Genomic DNA, 18,841 nt, shown 5'->3' with positions numbered 1-18,841 from the left:
ATTTAGGGGTTCATACACATATAAAAAGGGACTAATAGTCCAAAGTAGTTCAAAAACTACTCAACTGTTAGACCCTCAGTTTCACCCACCTGGGTGGTTTTTTTCTGGTGTCCGTTTTACAGGGTCCATTTTAAAATAAGTAAGACAATTAATGTAAAAACATAGAAAGAAAAAAGGAGCAAGACCAATATAATAAATATCCACCAGCCTAGCTGGTGGTTTTTCAGTTTCGGGCATAGCCCTGCTCTCAAAGCTGCGCTTTACAGCGCTTATGTGGTCTGCGGCGAGCATTATCTCTTATTTCCCGTAAACGGATCTTCGAACTCTAATTCCAGTTGTTCGAAACTTTGGTTCTCTTTTAGTTGATTCGCGATATATTCCTGTATCTTTCTTGTATTCTTCCCAACCGTATCTACATAATATCCACGGCACCAAAAGTTTCGATTTCTATACTTGAATCGTACATTCGCCCATTTCTCATAGATCATCTGACTACTCTTTCCTTTCAAATATCCCATGAATCCGGATACACTCATCTTTGGCGGTATTTCCAACAACATGTGCACATGATCCACGCAGACCTCTGCTTCAATGATGTTCACACCCTTCCATGCACACAGATCCTTCAGTATTTTTCCAATCTCCAATCTGCGTGCATCATAAAATGCCTTTCTTCTGTATTTTGGTGCAAACACCACGTGATATTTACAGTTCCATTTTGTATGTGATAGACTATGTAAGTCATCAGTATAATTGCTCATGACAGTTCCTGAATTTCATTTTTTAACTTTAGGGGTTAATAGTTCTCTGACTTTAAGAATATATATTAAGATTTTAATCCTAATCTCTAAATTGTATTTATCTCGTCAGTATACTTGATTATGATTTCCATATCACCTAATCCATTGGCCGTTAAAATTGTAAAATATTGAACCAATACCTTGATCAAGGAAAAAACTTTATCTTTACAGGAAATTTTTTAAATAATTCCTACTTAACAAAATTATAATCTAAACAAGAGTCAGCATAGAATATTACATTTTAAAATAATTTTCAATATTTTTAAACTCAATTATAAACCAAGCACATCAGAACTATAATTGAAAATGATAAATTTATTTCAATTTACTCTCTTTAACAATATAAATAGGTCTTTTTTTAGTTTCTAAATAAGTTTTTGATAAATACTGTCCTAAGATACCTATGCAAAAAAGTTGTATACCACCTATCATAGAGATAATACATACTAGTGATGGCCACCCTTCTACAGGATCACCAAATAACAATGTTCTAACAACAATAAATACAATGAGTAACAATGCAACAACTAACATTAATATTCCAATAAACGACGATATAGCTAAAGGAGCAGTTGAAAAAGCTACAATACCTTCAATACTATACAATAATAATTTCCAAAAAGACCATTTCGTTTCACCCGCAACTCTTTCAACATTTTCAAATTCAATCCACTTAGTTTCAAAACCAACCCAACCAAATAATCCTTTACTAAATCTATTATATTCACTCAACTCTAGCAAAGAATTTACAAACTGCCTTGTCATCAGTCTATAATCTCTAGCTCCGTCCATTAACTCTGTATCTGATATAAAATTCATAATTTTATAAAAAAGACGTGCGAAAAATGATCTTATAGGAGGCTCTCCTTTTCTTGTTACTCTTCTCGTAGCAACACTATCATAACCTTCCTCTTTTATTGCTTTTAACATTACAGGCAACAGTTTAGGTGGATCCTGCAAATCTGCATCCATCAGGCAAACATAATCTCCTGTACTATTCTTAAACCCAGCATACATGGCTGCTTCCTTTCCAAAATTTCTTGAAAAAGAAATATATTTAACTCTTTCGTCTTTTTGAGAAAAAGATTTTAAAATTCCTAAAGTATTATCTTTAGAGCCATCGTTAATAAACAATAATTCAAAAGCATACTCCGATAATTCTCCCATCACTTTATTCATTTCCGCATAATAATAATTCAAAGCTTCCTCTTCATTATAACAAGGAACAATTACAGTAATTTTTTCCACAAGACACCTTCTTTCTGCATATATTTTTATCACAAAACATCTAACACAGTTCTTTGTTTAAAATTCAACATTAAAAAATAAAAGAAACAACATACGAATACACGTGAATTTATAAAAATCTTTTTAAGATAATTTTACTACAATAACACCCCCAACCTGTTGTATACATCCTGTGTTCGGCCATACAGGCATGTTCTCTTGAGATGTAATCGCAACATTTATTTGTTCCTCTGTTGGATAAATATAATTAATACCTATTGTTTTCAAATAATTCTGCATTAAATAAGTTCCATGCGATGGAGAAAAAGAAACTTCAAAAAAGGATCTACCAACCAATTCTAAATCTCCACTTTGATAACAACTATTATTTCTATTTAGATTCAAGCTGCCTATGAAAATCACGGGCTCTTCCGGATTATAAGTCCCTGTGATTTCATATATCTGATCAGAAATATTAGCCGCTATTCTTTCTTGTTCTTTATTCGTTACAAACTCTGTGTAATATAATCTTGCAGAAGTTTGAATTTGACTAAAACCAATTAAAATTGATATCAAGACATAACAAACTTTTAATGCTTTTTTATCATTATTCTTATGACACAATAAATACATTAAAGTAAACGCCAACATGAAAGGAAGGCTCAGAACCACACGTTTTGATGGATTCGCTCCAAGAATAAGTCCCATTAAAAAAGGAGTAATCAATAAAGCAAATCTAGATAAAAAATACAGTACATATTGCCCTTTGAACATTTTTATATTTTGAAATAAATCAAACAAAACTAAAATTAAAACTATTAAATATGAAAATGAATAGAAAATTGTATCTCCTCTTATAACAGATACAATAAAAAATAAGACATTTTTCAAACAAGTTAAAAAGCTAGCTTTACCCCATTGAATTTGACCATCCGTATAGTCTGTAGCTTGAATATCAAAGATATTAAACAATAATTGTGTTATTAACAAATTTATAAGATACCCAACAAAAAACAAAACTATAAAAATTAGAATCATTTTCCATAAATCAGAATTCTTGAAATGCCATTTTTTCTTATTAAGATCTAAAATCAATATAAATATACAAATCATAGCTGTAACGTATACTGTAGTCAGTGCTTGATATACAGAGAAACTGAATGCAACTAGTACGACATTAACTACCAAATATAGATAATTTCTCTTTTCTAGAAAAAATTTATATATAAAATATATAGCAATCGCCAATAAATCAAATGCAAATAAGACCTCAAACGCCTGCATCAAAAATCCAAACTGCTCCGCCATTATTGGAGAAGTGAACAATATAACCGGAAAAATCCAATAAAATTTCTTAAAATTGGGATTATCTATATATTTAGAAAATAACATCCCCCAAAGAATCACAGATAACCCAATTAAAAAAATAAAAAAGAATGTTGATAAAAAGGGATTATAAAAATCAAATCCTGTTATCCTCTTAATTGCAACTAATCCCCATCTTCCCATAGATAACCATGCACTATATAATGATTCTGGAACCGAGATAGCAGCCTCATTATCTATTGATAACACTAAATTAAATAGTTTTATCCCATATACAGACAATATCATTAAACAAGAAAATAATATATTAAAAATGTTATGCGAGCAAAATTCTTTTATTTTATTTCCCATACATTTCCCTCTCATTCATTGTTTTGACATAAAAGTTGAATTTATCATTCTCATTATATACGAATGTAAATGATAAAGCAGATAAGCGCATATGAAGATTATAACCAAACAAATTAAAAATACTATATAACTCTTAATAGGATACACATTATTTAATCCGATATATCCCATTACCACAGTGATAATAACATGATGAACTAGAAATATTGCATATGAATATTTGCTAATCAGCTTACACACTTTTTGTATGTATTTATTATTTAAATAATCAGATATATATACTAAAACCAAAAACGATGCAATTCCAATGTAGGTTGTTTGTAATGAGCCATCAAATGTTGGTTTAATAAATTGATTCAAAAGTAAAACTAATATCGATAATACTAACGGAAGAATATTAACCTTTTTGATGTATTTTACAAAATACATACCAAATAAAAATTCTGGAAGTCTAATGAAAATGATTTTTGCAGGAGCAAAACTTCCTTGGTAAAACAAAATAAATATAAAGTATACTATTAAACTTGTTCCGAAAGTTATTTCTGGATACTTTATTATCAAGTATCTTAGTAATGGAAATAATATATAAAGTAAAATTATACATCCTAAAAACCATTCACCTAAAATATAGAAAGTGGGAATATCTCCAGCAAAATAACCATCAAATCCCAATATAGTTAGTAAGATAGTCCACTTAGGAGCCGCCATAAACATTCCATGATGTACAAGAAACAAAAATGCAAAGCCAAGAATATAAGCAATCCAAAACATCGGATATATGGAAAAGAACCTTTTTTTATAAAATGTTTTACAATCAAATTTATCGCCATATACATACATCAAAGAACAACCTGAAATAATAAAGAATAGTGAAACTCCCCAGTTACCTAAATATACATTAAAGGCTGAAGTTGTTAGAACTACATTATTCAGGTATTCTGCCCCTGCATAAAGATAAATTGCATTAAAATGAATCAAAATAATAGATATTGCTGCAATAGCTCTAACAAAATCAAGATAGAATAATCTTTTCTTCATTTTGTCTCTCCTTATGTTACTTATTTACTAGCTCTTCCTTTTTCTACATACATTTTATCAAAGTAGTTTTGATATTCACCACTGATAATGTTTTCCCACCATTCTTTGTTATCTAAATACCATTGAATAGTCATTGGAATACCTGTGTCAAATGTATATTTTGGTTCCCAACCTAATTCTGTTTCTAATTTAGTTGGATCGATTGCATAACGCATATCGTGTCCTTTTCTATCCGTAACAAATGTAATCAAACTCTCTGGTTTGTTCAACGCTTTTAAAACTGTTTTAACAACCTGTAAATTTGTTCTTTCATTATGACCACCAACATTGTATACTTCACCCTCGCGTCCTTTGCGAATGATCAAATCAATTGCAGTGCAGTGATCATATACATGCAACCAGTCACGAACATTTTCTCCTGTACCGTATACTGGAATAGTTTCATCATTTAAAGCACGAGAAATAATTAATGGAATTAATTTCTCTGGAAAATGATATGGTCCATAGTTATTTGAACAGCGAGAAATCGTTACTGGAAGACCATATGTTCTATGGTAAGCTAATACGAATAAATCTGCACTAGCTTTTGCACTAGAATATGGACTTGAAGTATGAAGTGGTGTTTCCTCTGTGAAGAATAAATCTGGACGATCTAAAGGAAGATCTCCGTATACTTCATCTGTAGAAACTTGATGATAACGTTTGATACCATATTTTACACAAGCATCTAATAATGTTGTTGTTCCCATAACATTTGTCTTAACAAAGATTTCAGGATCTTCGATACTTCTATCTACATGAGATTCTGCTGCAAAGTTAACAACAACATCAAATTTTTCTTTTTCGAATAAATCGAAGATAAATTCTCTATCCGCAATATCCCCTTTAACAAATTTGTAATTTGGTTTATCTTCAACTGGTTTACAAGTTTCCAAATTACCAGCATATGTCAATTTATCTAAATTTACGATCATATCTTCTGGATATTTGTTCACCATGTAATGAACGAAGTTTCCACCAATAAATCCTGCTCCACCTGTTACTAAAAATTTCATCTTTTTTCCTCCTATTCTAGAAACATTTTTCTGGTAACAAAATTAAAAATCATAACTATTGCTGTTGCTCCTAATTTAACAATCATGTAATAAATACCTAATTGATCAACACCAAGCCACATAATCAACTGATTAATACCTAATCCAATCACGCTAAAAATAATAAATAAAGTAAACTTTCTTGTATTGCTTTTATTTTCGTCTACATCAAAAACCCAATTTACGCTAGCATAATAATTAAAAATTGTTGAAATTGAGAATGATATAAGTGATGATATTAAATAGTATACACCCAAAAAATCTGTACATATATACAATATTATATAATCAATTAGAAAGGCGATTCCTCCAACAACTCCAAATTTTATTAATTGATTAATAATTTTTTTCATATTCCTAATAAACAAACTGATTATTCGACTCTTCTAATGTAGGTCCGATTTTATCTTTCTCACTTAAAACTGGTTCGATACCGTTTAACAATTGACCCCAATCAACATTCACTGTTGGATCATCATATCGCATACCGCCTTCAGACTCTTTATTATATACATTATCCACTTTATATCTGAATTCTACATCATCTGTCAATGTTAAGAAACCATGCGCAAATCCTTGCGGAATAAAGAATTGTCTATGGTTTTCTGCACTTAATTCAACTGAAACCCATTGACCATAAGTGGGGCTTCCTTTACGAATATCTACCGCAACATCGATAACTTTTCCCTTTGTACAAGATACTAATTTAGATTGTGCATAAGGTGGATTTTGCCAATGCAAGCCTCGTAGAGTTCCTTTTTGTGCACTAAAAGACATATTATCTTGAACAAAATCAACAGTTATTCCCATTTTTTCATATTTAGGTTTTGAATATGTTTCTGTAAAATAACCTCTATGATCCCCAAATACATCTGTATCAATAATTAATACACCAGGAATCTTTGTTTCTGTTACTTTCATCCTTTAAACTCCTCCTCACCTTTAATATATTTTCTATCCATAATTTTCTTTAAATAAGCACCATATTGGTTTTTCTTGTAAATTTCATATGTCTCTTCAAGTTGTTTTATATCAATCCAACCATTATCATATGCAATTTCCTCTAAACAAGCGATTTTTCTATGCTGATGCTCTTCTATAGTTTTAACAAAGTTTGTCGCATCAACTAAAGATTCGTGCGTCCCTGTGTCTAGCCAAGTAAAACCGTCTCCTAACAAAGTGACAGATAATTCATCATTCTCTAAATAAATTCTATTTAAATCTGTAATTTCTAATTCTCCACGGGCACTAGGTTTTAAACTCTTTGCATATTCTACAACTTTATTGTCATAAAAATACAAACCAGTGACTGCATAATTAGATTTTGGATGTAATGGCTTTTCTTCTAGCGAAATAACCTTATCGTTTTCATCAAATTCAACAACACCAAAACGTTCAGGATCTTCAACATAATAGCCAAACACTGTTGCTCCCTTTTCTTTTTTTGCCGCAGCACGTACACGTTTTGTTAAACCGTGACCATGGAAAATGTTATCTCCTAAAATCATGGCACAGCTGTCATTTCCAATAAATTCCTCACCTAAGATAAATGCCTGGGCCAATCCATCTGGACTTGGCTGTACCTTATATGAAAGCTCAATCCCAAACTGGTGTCCGTCACCTAGTAACTCTTTAAATCTAGGTGTATCATCCGGTGTAGAAATAATTAAAATCTCACGAATTCCTGCCTGCATAAGAATTGACATCGGATAATAAATCATTGGCTTATCGTAAATTGGTAATAATTGTTTACTTGTTACTTTTGTCAGTGGATATAAACGAGTTCCACTACCCCCTGCTAAAATAATACCTTTCATAAGAAAAGTCCTCCTTATATTTCAATATTAAACCCTTACGTTACGTAAGGGTCAAGTATGATAAATATTCTTCAATTTTCACAAACTTTTTATTCTATTCTTTCCAAATAATTTGCCACCATTTCTGTCCAAGATAATATATAGTTCCTAATTGATATCCCATTGGATGAGAAAAGTCTCCTTGTGTAATTGCATCCATTATCTCTTTATTAGCAATATCCCCTGCTTCGTGCATATCTTTAAAAAACCTTCCATCGTTTTGTATCTCAGTTTCCAATATTTCTAATATTGACTCTCCAGGAAATCTTACTTGATAGTGACCTTCCCATGGTCCTGGATAAACTTCATTCCCATATTGATCTATTGATGTTCCGGAAACATACACAGGAGTATAAGGCTCTAACGGACACCCCTTTTCTCCATATAACACAAAACGCATAATGATTGTTGCACATTCTGCACGAATAGCATATCCTTGCGGATCTAGAAGAGTCCCATAATTTTTACCTGTAATAATCCCTTTGGCACTGGCCCATCCTAATGCCTCAGTAGCAAAACTATTAACATAGCCTCCATCATGAAATATATATAACTTTTGTTGTTTTTTTGTATCATATCCCAGATACTGTGCATATCTATACATCATGACTGCAATTTGTTCTCGATAATTGGATCTGCGGGCCCAAACTTTCCTGTATCAGTATAGCCTGTTACAATCCCGGCATTACTAGCCCATAATACAGCGTTTGTATACCATTCATTTTGTGGAACATCTGGAAATTTATCTGTATAAGTAACTTGTGGTGAACCACTTTGTCTATACAATATAGTTGCAAACTGCGCTCTTGCTAAGTTTTCCGTTGGTCCAAAGGTCGTAGGATTCAACCCAGTCATCAGCCCATGGTCGTTAACATACTTAACATAATCATAAAACCATGCTCCTTCTGGAACATCTGTAAATGGCATCCCCTGTGCAAAAACGGGATTCACCATTGATAAAGTCACCACAACAATCAAAAAACAATTCAAAAAATTTTTTATCTTTTTATTCATACATATCCCTTTCCATTCTTTTTAAAAGGAAGGTTAACCATCTAAGATCTACTTATAGTTTTCAACAAATCGCATGATGATTGTCGCACATTCAGCACGGCTCGCATTCCCCTGTGGGTCCAGTTTCGTTCCGTTCTCTTTTCCTGTGATGATCCCGGTTCCTACTGCCCAGGACATCGCTTCTTTGGCAAACTCATTTACATTGCCGGCGTCTGTATATTTGCTTATGTCAGCTCTTGCACTTGTATCATATCCAAGATAATTCGCATATCGATACATCATCACGGCCATCTGTTCTCGGTTGATATTGTCTCCAGGACCAAACTTTCCTGTATCGGTATATCCGCCTACAACACCGGCTTCATTGGCCCATAAGATTGCATCCGTATACCACTGATTATCGGCTACATCTGGGAACTTGTTTGTATATTCCATATCCGGTGAACCATTCATCCTGTGAAGGATAACGGCAAACTGTGCTCTGGCTAGGTTTTCATATGGTCCAAAGGTCGTTTCATTCAATCCTGTCATCAGTCCATTGTCATAGACATATGTTACTGAGTAATAAAACCAATCTGAAGAGGTAACATCTGTAAATTTAAGTTGTTTTTCATAAACATACGCTACAGCAGTATTTTCATTAATCAACCAATAAGAAGGCCCTGTGGATCCTTTCCCTTCCATGATTTCATATCCTTCAGGTGTATACGCCTCAACAATCTTGCCTAATACGTTAATATCTGTAAGTGTTGAAAGATCGACATTCTCAACAATCTTATCAAATGTTTGTGTAGGCTCTGTCCAATTATCTGAATCAAAAAGAGAAAATTTAATTGTCAAAGTACCCATATTTGTTTCAGAAGTAGAAATCATTAATTCCTGTTCAACAGTAGGATCTGTTGTATTTGCCATAACGCTTACATTTAAACTACATGCCAACAATGTGCTTAAAGCTGACAAAATAAATGTTTTCACTATTTTTTTCATAAACCCTCCTATTTTTAATACTGTAATAATACTTTACATTCACAAAATAATCAATTGCTTATATGTCTTTTCACAAATTAAATATCACCTATATGATCAAATGTTTATATGTAACATATAAACATCCCTGCATCTTTGGTAATCTTTAAATTCTTCTCTTTTTTTAAAACACCATTTACATAATGTCGAAATTCATTGATTCTCGGACCTATTAATTCGTTTTGGTTTCCGTGACAGCTTAAAATATAATCAATTATTGGTTTTGATTTATCAACTAACAAATAATCATCATACTTTTTAAATTCAACTTTTTTAAAATATTTAGATAGAATAGTTTCTCCATTCTCTATACCAAAAACATCAAACAATTTATTAGCGGATAATTCAATCTTATTATCAAACCCTTTTACCAACGAATCCAATTCTTTCATGTGATTCTTTCCATAAGTAGTACAATACAAAATTCCTCTTGTATTCAAAACTCTTTTTATTTCTTTTAAAGCTATATTTATATCTCTTGCGTAAAACAATACATGATTAGCAATAACTGCATCAAAATATCCATCTTTAAAGGGTATTTTTTCACAATCAAATACCAAACAATTAAAATCATTACCTAAACTTTTTCTAACTTCATCAACCATACCTTGAGATGAATCTGACAAAAATATTTCTCTATTTCTCAAATCAATACTATGATTTTTCCATAACTTTCCGTTTCCACAACCCACTTCTAAGAGACGATTAACCTTTGAAAAATCTATTTGATGAAAAATCCACGGAAACCAACCTTGTTTATTTTGGGAATACATATCATGCAATGATATACGAACATTTAGATTTTTCGCATTTTTATATTGATCAACAACATTATTATCATCGCTTGATAATTGAATTAATGAAATCACTTTTCCCCAATCGATTTTACCTGTATCGAGAGTCATAATCATTGCTTCCATAGAATCTTTTATCAAATTCATGTGTTTTATTCTTGAATCAAGTAGTTCTACTTGCATTTGAAATGATTCTTTAATATCTTGATCTTCTAAAACAATCGGAAAAATCTCTTCTATTGAAAAACCTAGATGTTTTAACGATAATATTTTTTGTAGTTTTAATAAATCAGAATCGGTATATTGTCTATAACCATTAGATAAAACAAAAGAGGGTTTTAATAACCCTATTTTGTCATAATAACGAATTGTCCTTTCTGTAACATTTGCCAGTTTTGCAAATTTTCCAGTTGAATACATTTTATCGTTCATAATTATTTTTCATTTTCTAAAATTTTTCTAATTTTGGTAGCATCTCCCCAAATAGCATCAGAATCATATGGTCTATCCGGATAAGCTCCGTATTCCAATTTTATTTTAAAATCATTTTCTTTAATAAAACTTTCCACTTTATCAGCTAAAGAAATCGGCTCTCCTGTACAAACATTGATGATTCCTGTTATTTGATCTTGTACAGATGCAGCAACAATTTGTTTAGCTAATTCCTGAACAGTAATAAAGTCATATTTATTTTTTCCTGATGTGAATGGGAATTTTTCTTTTCCTTCCTGTTCTGCCTGTACAAGTTTAGAGAATATAGAATTGTTTTTTAAATCATCTCCCATGATATAATACGCTCTTAACCAATGTACAGAAACGTCTTTGTTCATAGTTAAATTAAAAGTTATATTTCGCAATGCATCTTTAGCAATACCATATAGTGAAATAGGATTTGTAGGAGTATGCTCATCAACAGCTCCTTCCCAGTAACCAACTTCATGCATAGTACCCATGATACTAATACTCTTTAATCCACCAGCAATCATATTTTTAATAAATGTATAATGACTAGGAAGATCTAATATATGCGAATCATCATTATGTACAAATCCATTTCTCCATGCTAAATGAATACAAACATCTGGTTTACCCATTAATTCGTAAATATTCTCTTTTCCACTAAAAATAGGCTCTTCTACTCTTATAGCTCTTTCATCAACACCATCGTATCTAAAATCTGCAGCTAAAACTTCATATCCACGATTCAATAATTCTTTAACTACATGTCTTCCTAAATATCCATTTGCACCTGTAACTAGTACTTTCTTTGTTAAATCACTCATAACATAACCTCCACTAATATAGTCTTTTAAAGCATTTTGCCAATCTTTCATTTTATAATTAAAGTTTTCTAAAAGCTTTTTATTAGTCAAAATCGAATTTTTTGGACGTTTTACTTTTGAAACATATTCATTTGATTTAACATGTTTTACTTTAACATTTAAATTTAATTCTTCGAATATTTGTTCTGCAAACTGTGCCCAGTTACAATAACCTTCACAAGATGCATGATAAATACCATACTTGTTAGAAGAAATCAATAGATTAATAACTTTAGCTAATTCCATTGAACTTGTTGGAGAGCCAAATTGATCATCCACAACCGTTACTTCATTTTTATTTTTAGCATTCTGAACCACTTTTCTAACAAAATTTTCTCCATCACCAAACATCCAGGCTGTACGGATAATAAAGTATTTACTCATATTTTCTAAAATGATTTGTTCTGCAAGCAATTTACTTTTCCCGTACACAGATTGAGGATTTGGAATATCTTCTTCATCATATGGTTCTGATTTTTCTCCGTCAAAGACATAATCTGTAGAAATATGGACTAAACAAGCATCATATTCAAGACACATTTTAACCAAGTTTCTAGGACCTTCCGCATTAATCTTAAATGCTAATTCTTCTTCCGTTTCACATTTATCAACATTTGTAAATGCCGCACAGTTAATAACTATTTCTGGTTCAAATTTATTAAAGACTTTCTTTACAGAATTCGCATCTGTAATATCCATTTCTTTAGTGTCAGTTAAAAGCAACTCAATCTCTTCATTTATTAATACTTTTTGAAGTGCTCTTCCTAATTGTCCATTAGCACCTGTAACTAGTATTTTCATGAATTCTCGCCTTCTTTCTACTATACTTCTTCAGCAAAACCTTTTTCTAATTTTCTAAAAACTATTAATCCAATAACAAAGAGCACAACGGATACAACGCATGTATAAGCTAAAACGGAAAAATCAGGAATTGTATGATACATAAAAATACATCTATATGCATCTACTAAACCAGCCATCGGGTTTAACATTAAAACCCATCTTAATGATTCAGGAAAAATGTCTACAGTATATAAAATTGGTGTTGCATAAAACATTAGGTTTAATACGAATTGGATAATATATTGTGTATCTTTTATGTAAATATTAATTGCACTTAATGCTAAAGAAATACCTAGACTTAGTACAAATTGAATAAAAGTAATCAAAGGTAAAATAATAATATGCCAACTAATTCCTATAGATGGATTGAAAATGCAGAACAAAAGAATAACTAAACAAGAAATCAGGAAATTAACCACCCCACTGATGGCAGATGATAACGGCAAAATAATTCTTGGAAAATACACTTTTTTTATAATTCCTGCATTCATTTGAATAACCATCATTCCCGCATTAATTACATTTGTGAAAAAAGTCCAAGCGATAATACCAATAATCAAATAAACCAAATAATTCTCAATTTGTGTACGCATAATATAAGGGAAAATAACAGCATATACAACCGCTTGTAATAAAGGGTTAATAAAAGACCATAAAACTCCAAAAAAAGATCCTTTATACTTTCCACGGATATCCTTTTGTACACTTGTTTTTAAAAATTCTCTATATTGAATAATTTCTCTTATTTCTTCCATAAAATTACCTGCATTCCTCTAAATAAGCTTTAACCACTTCTTTTGGATTTCCATCAAGTTTAATGACACCATTTTGAACCCATATCGCTCTAGAACATAATTCATTTACTTGCTGCAAGTTATGAGTGACAATAACTATTGTCTTATTGCTATTCTTTAGTTCCTCCAATTTTTTAAAGCATTTTTCTTGGAAATGTTGATCTCCAACTGCTAGTATTTCATCAATCAACAAGATTTCAGCATCCACATTTATCGCAATCGAAAAAGCTAATCTCATATACATTCCTGAAGAATATACACGAACTGGATTATCTATAAAAGCTCCTAATTCTGAAAATTCGATTATTTCATCCATTCTTTTATCGATTTCTTGTCTACTTAAGCCAAAAATTGCTGCATTAAAATATATGTTTTCTCTTCCTGTAAAATCAGGATGAAATCCTGCACCTAATTCCAATAACGAAGAAAGCTTACCATATGTTTTAACTGTTCCTTTATTAGGATAAAGGATTTTTGTCATTATTTTTAATAGTGTTGATTTTCCACTACCATTGACTCCAATTAAAGCAACAGTTTCCCCTTTTTTGATATCTAATGTAATATCATGTAAAACTGTTCGCATCTCATATTTATTTCTCTTCCAAGAAATGAGTCTGTCTTTTAAAGTTAATGGCTTATCATACATTATCTTAAAAGATTTAGACATATTTCTAATTTCAATAGAATTTTCAGACATTCTCTAACACCGCCTCTATTTTACACGTGTAACCCATTTTCTACGATATTTTTCATAAGCAACTTCACCCATGATTTTTCTTAACGCACTCTTTATCAAATTAGTTGTTGTCTTTACAATATCTTTAGCTAAAATCTTAATATCTTTTTTAACGCCATTTCCCAATACTCTATGTCTCAAACCTAAAATCATTTCATCATAATATGGTCCTAAACCACTATCTACTCCTGCTCTTACGAAACCTCTAGTATAGTGATGAAGATTTTGATATTCGATAGCAGCAAATTTGTCTGTCATTCCAATTGCCGGATAAAATCCTTCTTGTTGAACCACGTATGGGTAGATTCTCTCTATTGCATGCAATAAAGTTCCATCTATCTTATTGGGTTCCTTTGGAAAATCTTCATATTTCCAATCACAATCAAATAACAGTTTTAGCGCTTTTGGTCTAAACCAAAACATTGTTCCATAAGGAGCCACAGGTTGGCAATAGGCATTAATAGGTACCGTAAGTTTTAACTTGTCTGCTAATTGTTTCGTAATTTCAAAATTTGGTCCCCATCCATATGCAACCGTTGGAAACAAAATCCCATGATTTGGTTCCGGTGGAACTAACATACCTAATCTTTTATTCTCATCAAACAAGTCAATTACATTAGACACATACTGTTTTGAAGCCAAAACATTCTCAAAACACTTATATGCAAAAGATGCACCACTAGTCCCTGGTATAATTTGTGCAGTTTTTTTGTCATGCGCAAAACATACGATATCATAATCCATAATTACATCTTTAACACCTGTTAATAATGCACTTACGTCTCTTCCTCTATTTTCGATTACTCTGACTTCAAATTTATTAAATTGTAAGTCTTTGTATACTCTTAGTATTTCTTTCTTCTTCTCTTCAGAATTTGTTGTTATATAAATATCTGCGTTTTTAGGCATAGATTCAATATATTTCTTGTTTTCTTCCAGTAAATCTGGAAAATACATATGAATTACCAAAGCCACTTTACTATTTGACGTTTTATTCTTATCAAATTCTTTAGGAAGAACATATGTTAAATTCATATTTTTGACAAGTATCTCTTGATCATAACTCCTTAATATTGGATCCCAGATCATATCTACATCATAGTTAGTATGTTTATCGAGATATTCATAAAGCTCACTTGTCTGCTCTCCTGTAGTATTGCGCAAAAAGTCATTTATATCGTGGAAAAAACTTCTTTTTTTAAAGATTGGACAATTATATTCTTTAATTAATTTTGTTGGACACATCATAAGAGGATATCCTGTATAGTCTTCCAAGCCATGTGTATCTACAAAAGCTTCCCACTTAAACCCTTTATCGCTAAAATACTTTGTAAAGATCGCCTCATGTTTACCTATAGCCTCACTATAGTTATTTATCATAGGCATGTTTTTCCAATATTCTTGAAAAACATCCGTAGTCACTAAAGATCTACGACACACTATAAAATGTGATTGTAGATGTTCAGGGATATAGCCATACGAGATACAATTAAATGGATCGTGATTATATTTTGGATAGATGGTCATTCCCCAAAAATCCAAATCTTTTTCATCCATAGTTTTAAAAGTTTTCTCAAAAGAATCCACAGGCCCCATAATGGTGCTATTTAACAAGACTACTTCTTCATATTCTGATAATTTTTCCCAACCAATTTTTTCTAAAGTCGTTTTATACGCCCATACATCGAATCCTTTATTTTCTCTTTCTATGACTTCGCCAAATCGTTGTAATTTCTGTTTCTGAGTTTCTTCTAAATTACCATTAGAAACAATGTAGAGTGTTCGCACGTATTGACTAAAGTCTTCTAAAAAATATTCTACATATCTATCTACAATACCTTGTCCATCATAAAAAAAGTAAATTGCTATTCGATTATTCTTATCTTTAATTAACATCAGAATCTCCTTCTCATTTAAATACAAGTTCGCTTGTCTATAGTCTTTCTAATACATTAACAAAATACTCACTAAATAAATCAAGCAAGACATATTGTACACTTTACACATAATTTTGTCCATTTCAGTTAAGATATATCATAATTTATTACATTTTCTTTTATGCATGCATACTGCAGAAATAATCTGAAAGCGCCATTTTATCATTTGCAAAATATTCGAATGCTCAGTTGATGACATATTTGAACCATGTCTTCGATAAAGAATAAGTGGATCATCCAGCATTACATTTTTTCCATGTAATTCTCCAATCAGTCCAATCCACTGATCATGCATTGGAAGTTTCGATGGAAAAGGTAATATATATTCTTTCATCTCTTTTCTGAATGCCATGCAACATCCTATATAACTATTTCTAATAATGTTATTTAAAACACCTAGTTTAGTCCTATGATCCTTAAAAAAAGACTCTGATAAAACTTCTAAATTTTTATCAACAATCTTTGCATCATGCAGTACAACGTTTGTGCTTGAATCTTCAAAAGCTTTGAGCACTAAATCTACTTTGTTTTGCACCCAGATGTCATCTTGATCAGATAGAAATATTATGTCATTATGAGTGTGTTTTATCGCATTCTCAAAATTGTAAATCAATCCTTTTCCAGGTCCCTTTAAAAGTTTAATTCGTTCATCTGAAAACGATTGAATGATTTCACTGGTTTTATCATTAGAAGGGTCTAATGAGATAATCAACTCATCACCCTCTGTTAAATTTACAAGAATTGATTTTATTTGCTCTTTGATATAGTTTTCACCATTATAAGCTGCCATAGCCACTGATATTTTTTTTCTCATATTTATCTCCATAAAAACGTTAAATCTTTATATTGAAGCATTAAACGTATTCTTCTTTTTAACAGAATAAAAAAGTAATTCTTCTTATTATTTCTATAAAAATATTTACTGTCTCTTTTAAAGATATTCCACCGGACTATAGCAGACTTTTTACTATTGGTATTTGCAGAAAAATTTTGATAAATTTCAAAAGGTAATACCTCTATTTTTTTATTTCTTTTCTTCATTTCTATCAGAAAATAATGATCTACATAATCTAAAAAGAGTTTTTCATCATAAGAAAAATCCTTGAAACATGATAAATTGATTATCATCCCACTATTTATACCTGTTATTTCTGAATATGAAATGTTTGTATCTTGTGATCGATAAACTACACCCTTTACATTCTTTGATGGTGACATGATTCCTTTCTCGTCTTTTACAATTGGTAAATATATATCTGTATCATGTAACTCTGCAGATAAAAACCATTCTATATAGGTTCTAGGAATCTCTGTATCATCATCCATAATCATAATGTAACCATTCTTACTTTGTATTTCATTAATTCCAGCATTATATGCGCAGGATAAACCTTTATTTCCGTTCATGGAAATATAAATAACTCCATCTTTTTTTGCTATGTTTTGATTATTATTTGGTGTTGTACTATTATCGCATACAATAGTTATTAAATTATTGTATTCTCTACACAATTTATATGTTGGAGATTTATCAAGTTCCTTGTTATATACAACAATTAAGCTATATCTCTTAGTCATGTAAAACACCTGCTTTATCTAACGTCTCAAAAAAAACAGTGTCCGTAAAAGTTTCTAAATAAACACTTTTTATCTTTTCTCTTTTAAACGACATGTCTTCTTCATCCTCATGAATTATTTCATTAATTATTTCTTGGATATTGTCTTTGTTTACATTATGTCCAATTTCTTCTTGAGCACAAAGTTTATATGTATCTCCCTGAATTGTATTGATCAACGGTATTCCAGCACACATATAATCTAATGATTTCATTGTAAGTCCCACTACAACGGTAGGTTTCATAATGTTTAAAGCATAATCACATTGATCAAATATTTTCTGCTTTTCTATTTGTGAATATACTTCTTGATGGTCAATAACTGTTATATGTTCAGCCGATAATCTGCTTATCAAAGTTTGTTTTTCTTCTCCGTTACCTATGATGTGCAATGTCGTATCTATTTTTTTATTGCATTCTTTAAGAAATTGGACTATAAGATCTAAATCAATAATATTATTAATTGAACCTAAATAGCAAAAACTTCTTTTATTCTTAGAAAATTTGTAGGATGTTTCCAGCGGTCTTTCTTTGCGAGACCAGTATAAAGTATGATATTTTAAATTACCTTTTTTTCTTAAAACTTCTTGGAATAAATCACATTCAGTAAAAATGATATCTGCACGTTCTAAGTATTTGTCTCTGATATTTTTCCATAATGTTATTGGAAATATGTTTTTTATATTGCCTACAGGCAAAGTTTCTGGCCATAAATCAATGATATCAAAAATTAATTTTACATTATATTTTTCTTTGTATAGAGATAAATATTTCGATAAACTGTTTGGTGGAACAAGAGCATGTATTAAATCCGGTTGAATTGCGACTAATTCATTATACACACTTTTAGAAAATTGATAATGAGAAATCAGCCTATCAATTGATAAATTTTTTTTATATTCTTTTACATTTATATCTAAGTCTGACATCTCATTATGAATTTTCTTTTTTTTTCTATGAGAAAAATCAGATGAGATTACGATCACATCTTCTTTTTTATAATATTCTTTCAAAAGTTTCACTCTATCAAAATATGTATCAAATGCACAAACTATGACAACTTTCAT

Annotated in this window: 19 protein-coding genes; all 19 read right to left on the bottom strand. The window is 30.8% G+C overall.

Translation table 11 applies throughout. From position 1 onward, the window contains the following. Nucleotides 1–290: 290 nt before the first annotated feature. The gene (gene tnpA / locus PND65_RS01320; protein WP_271989795.1) at nt 291–761 is read right to left on the bottom strand and encodes an IS200/IS605 family transposase; all 471 of its coding nucleotides are present in this window, start codon (nt 759–761) and stop codon (nt 291–293) included. Between the two features lie 354 nt (nt 762–1,115). Then, on the bottom strand, nt 1,116–2,048 hold the full coding sequence (locus tag PND65_RS01315; RefSeq protein WP_271989799.1) for a glycosyltransferase family 2 protein: 933 nt from the start codon (nt 2,046–2,048) through the stop codon (nt 1,116–1,118). Nucleotides 2,049–2,171: 123 nt separating this feature from the next. After that, nucleotides 2,172–3,704, bottom strand: a complete 1,533-nt coding sequence (locus tag PND65_RS01310) for a glucosyltransferase domain-containing protein (protein WP_271989801.1) — start codon at nt 3,702–3,704, stop codon at nt 2,172–2,174. A 15-nt stretch (nt 3,705–3,719) separates the two neighbouring features. Then, nucleotides 3,720–4,742, bottom strand: a complete 1,023-nt coding sequence (locus tag PND65_RS01305) for an acyltransferase family protein (protein ID WP_271989803.1) — start codon at nt 4,740–4,742, stop codon at nt 3,720–3,722. 20 nt (nt 4,743–4,762) lie between these two features. After that, nucleotides 4,763–5,797, bottom strand: coding sequence for a dTDP-glucose 4,6-dehydratase (rfbB, locus tag PND65_RS01300; protein ID WP_035400180.1), 1,035 nt, complete (start codon nt 5,795–5,797; stop codon nt 4,763–4,765). Nucleotides 5,798–5,808: 11 nt separating this feature from the next. Then, entirely contained in the window at nt 5,809–6,189 is a 381-nt protein-coding gene (locus PND65_RS01295) for a GtrA family protein (RefSeq protein WP_271989805.1), read from the bottom strand. 4 nt (nt 6,190–6,193) lie between these two features. Next, nucleotides 6,194–6,757: a dTDP-4-dehydrorhamnose 3,5-epimerase gene (gene rfbC, locus PND65_RS01290; RefSeq protein WP_271989807.1), complete on the bottom strand. Its 564-nt coding sequence runs from the start codon at nt 6,755–6,757 to the stop codon at nt 6,194–6,196. Beyond that, nucleotides 6,754–7,653 (bottom strand): glucose-1-phosphate thymidylyltransferase RfbA, encoded by a 900-nt coding sequence (rfbA, locus tag PND65_RS01285; protein ID WP_035400190.1) that lies wholly within the window; start codon nt 7,651–7,653, stop codon nt 6,754–6,756. The genes rfbC and rfbA overlap by 4 nt, the downstream gene beginning before the upstream one ends. A 94-nt stretch (nt 7,654–7,747) precedes the next feature. Beyond that, nucleotides 7,748–8,299, bottom strand: coding sequence for a hypothetical protein (locus PND65_RS01280; protein WP_271989809.1), 552 nt, complete (start codon nt 8,297–8,299; stop codon nt 7,748–7,750). Beyond that, complete coding sequence (locus PND65_RS01275; protein ID WP_271989811.1) at nt 8,296–8,706, bottom strand: S-layer homology domain-containing protein; 411 nt, start codon at nt 8,704–8,706, stop codon at nt 8,296–8,298. The genes PND65_RS01280 and PND65_RS01275 overlap by 4 nt, the downstream gene beginning before the upstream one ends. A gap of 48 nt (nt 8,707–8,754) precedes the next feature. Further along, nucleotides 8,755–9,693 carry an S-layer homology domain-containing protein gene (locus PND65_RS01270; RefSeq protein WP_271989813.1) on the bottom strand — a complete coding sequence of 313 codons (939 nt, stop codon included), beginning with the start codon at nt 9,691–9,693 and terminating at the stop codon, nt 8,755–8,757. A gap of 104 nt (nt 9,694–9,797) precedes the next feature. Next, on the bottom strand, nt 9,798–10,958 hold the full coding sequence (locus tag PND65_RS01265; protein ID WP_271989815.1) for a MerR family transcriptional regulator: 1,161 nt from the start codon (nt 10,956–10,958) through the stop codon (nt 9,798–9,800). 2 nt (nt 10,959–10,960) lie between these two features. Then, nucleotides 10,961–12,649, bottom strand: a complete 1,689-nt coding sequence (gene rfbD, locus PND65_RS01260) for a dTDP-4-dehydrorhamnose reductase (protein WP_081683683.1) — start codon at nt 12,647–12,649, stop codon at nt 10,961–10,963. Nucleotides 12,650–12,669: 20 nt separating this feature from the next. Then, a complete protein-coding gene (locus PND65_RS01255; RefSeq protein ID WP_271989817.1) occupies nt 12,670–13,446 on the bottom strand; it encodes an ABC transporter permease in 777 nt (258 codons plus the stop codon). A gap of 4 nt (nt 13,447–13,450) precedes the next feature. Beyond that, the gene (locus tag PND65_RS01250) at nt 13,451–14,182 is read right to left on the bottom strand and encodes an ABC transporter ATP-binding protein (RefSeq protein ID WP_081683682.1); all 732 of its coding nucleotides are present in this window, start codon (nt 14,180–14,182) and stop codon (nt 13,451–13,453) included. 15 nt (nt 14,183–14,197) lie between these two features. Then, complete coding sequence (locus PND65_RS01245) at nt 14,198–16,117, bottom strand: rhamnan synthesis F family protein (RefSeq protein ID WP_271989820.1); 1,920 nt, start codon at nt 16,115–16,117, stop codon at nt 14,198–14,200. A gap of 138 nt (nt 16,118–16,255) precedes the next feature. Continuing rightward, a complete protein-coding gene (locus PND65_RS01240; RefSeq protein WP_081683681.1) occupies nt 16,256–16,972 on the bottom strand; it encodes a glycosyltransferase family 2 protein in 717 nt (238 codons plus the stop codon). Between the two features lie 2 nt (nt 16,973–16,974). Beyond that, nucleotides 16,975–17,736 carry a glycosyltransferase gene (locus PND65_RS01235; RefSeq protein WP_035403706.1) on the bottom strand — a complete coding sequence of 254 codons (762 nt, stop codon included), beginning with the start codon at nt 17,734–17,736 and terminating at the stop codon, nt 16,975–16,977. Then, on the bottom strand, nt 17,729–18,841 hold the full coding sequence (locus PND65_RS01230) for a glycosyltransferase (RefSeq protein WP_271989822.1): 1,113 nt from the start codon (nt 18,839–18,841) through the stop codon (nt 17,729–17,731). The genes PND65_RS01235 and PND65_RS01230 overlap by 8 nt, the downstream gene beginning before the upstream one ends.

Origin of the sequence: Faecalitalea cylindroides (genome assembly GCF_028321995.1) — a bacterium.
Taxonomy (GTDB): domain Bacteria; phylum Bacillota_I; class Bacilli_A; order Erysipelotrichales; family Erysipelotrichaceae; genus Faecalitalea; species Faecalitalea cylindroides.
The sequence above is the reverse complement of the archived record's forward strand: the minus strand, read 5'-3'. Positions and strand labels throughout refer to the sequence as shown.

Bases quoted from the DNA above. Each gene is read 5' to 3' on its own strand.
- tnpA (WP_271989795.1), bottom strand. From the start codon at position 761: ATGAGCAATTATACTGATGACTTACATAGTCTATCACATACAAAATGG.
- PND65_RS01310 (WP_271989801.1), bottom strand. From the start codon at position 3,704: ATGGGAAATAAAATAAAAGAATTTTGCTCGCATAACATTTTTAATATA.
- PND65_RS01305 (WP_271989803.1), bottom strand. From the start codon at position 4,742: ATGAAGAAAAGATTATTCTATCTTGATTTTGTTAGAGCTATTGCAGCA.
- rfbB (WP_035400180.1), bottom strand. From the start codon at position 5,797: ATGAAATTTTTAGTAACAGGTGGAGCAGGATTTATTGGTGGAAACTTC.
- PND65_RS01295 (WP_271989805.1), bottom strand. From the start codon at position 6,189: ATGAAAAAAATTATTAATCAATTAATAAAATTTGGAGTTGTTGGAGGA.
- rfbC (WP_271989807.1), bottom strand. From the start codon at position 6,757: ATGAAAGTAACAGAAACAAAGATTCCTGGTGTATTAATTATTGATACA.
- rfbA (WP_035400190.1), bottom strand. From the start codon at position 7,653: ATGAAAGGTATTATTTTAGCAGGGGGTAGTGGAACTCGTTTATATCCA.
- PND65_RS01280 (WP_271989809.1), bottom strand. From the start codon at position 8,299: ATGATGTATAGATATGCACAGTATCTGGGATATGATACAAAAAAACAA.
- PND65_RS01275 (WP_271989811.1), bottom strand. From the start codon at position 8,706: ATGAATAAAAAGATAAAAAATTTTTTGAATTGTTTTTTGATTGTTGTG.
- PND65_RS01270 (WP_271989813.1), bottom strand. From the start codon at position 9,693: ATGAAAAAAATAGTGAAAACATTTATTTTGTCAGCTTTAAGCACATTG.
- PND65_RS01265 (WP_271989815.1), bottom strand. From the start codon at position 10,958: ATGAACGATAAAATGTATTCAACTGGAAAATTTGCAAAACTGGCAAAT.
- rfbD (WP_081683683.1), bottom strand. From the start codon at position 12,649: ATGAAAATACTAGTTACAGGTGCTAATGGACAATTAGGAAGAGCACTT.
- PND65_RS01255 (WP_271989817.1), bottom strand. From the start codon at position 13,446: ATGGAAGAAATAAGAGAAATTATTCAATATAGAGAATTTTTAAAAACA.
- PND65_RS01250 (WP_081683682.1), bottom strand. From the start codon at position 14,182: ATGTCTGAAAATTCTATTGAAATTAGAAATATGTCTAAATCTTTTAAG.
- PND65_RS01245 (WP_271989820.1), bottom strand. From the start codon at position 16,117: ATGTTAATTAAAGATAAGAATAATCGAATAGCAATTTACTTTTTTTAT.
- PND65_RS01240 (WP_081683681.1), bottom strand. From the start codon at position 16,972: ATGAGAAAAAAAATATCAGTGGCTATGGCAGCTTATAATGGTGAAAAC.
- PND65_RS01235 (WP_035403706.1), bottom strand. From the start codon at position 17,736: ATGACTAAGAGATATAGCTTAATTGTTGTATATAACAAGGAACTTGAT.
- PND65_RS01230 (WP_271989822.1), bottom strand. From the start codon at position 18,841: ATGAAAGTTGTCATAGTTTGTGCATTTGATACATATTTTGATAGAGTG.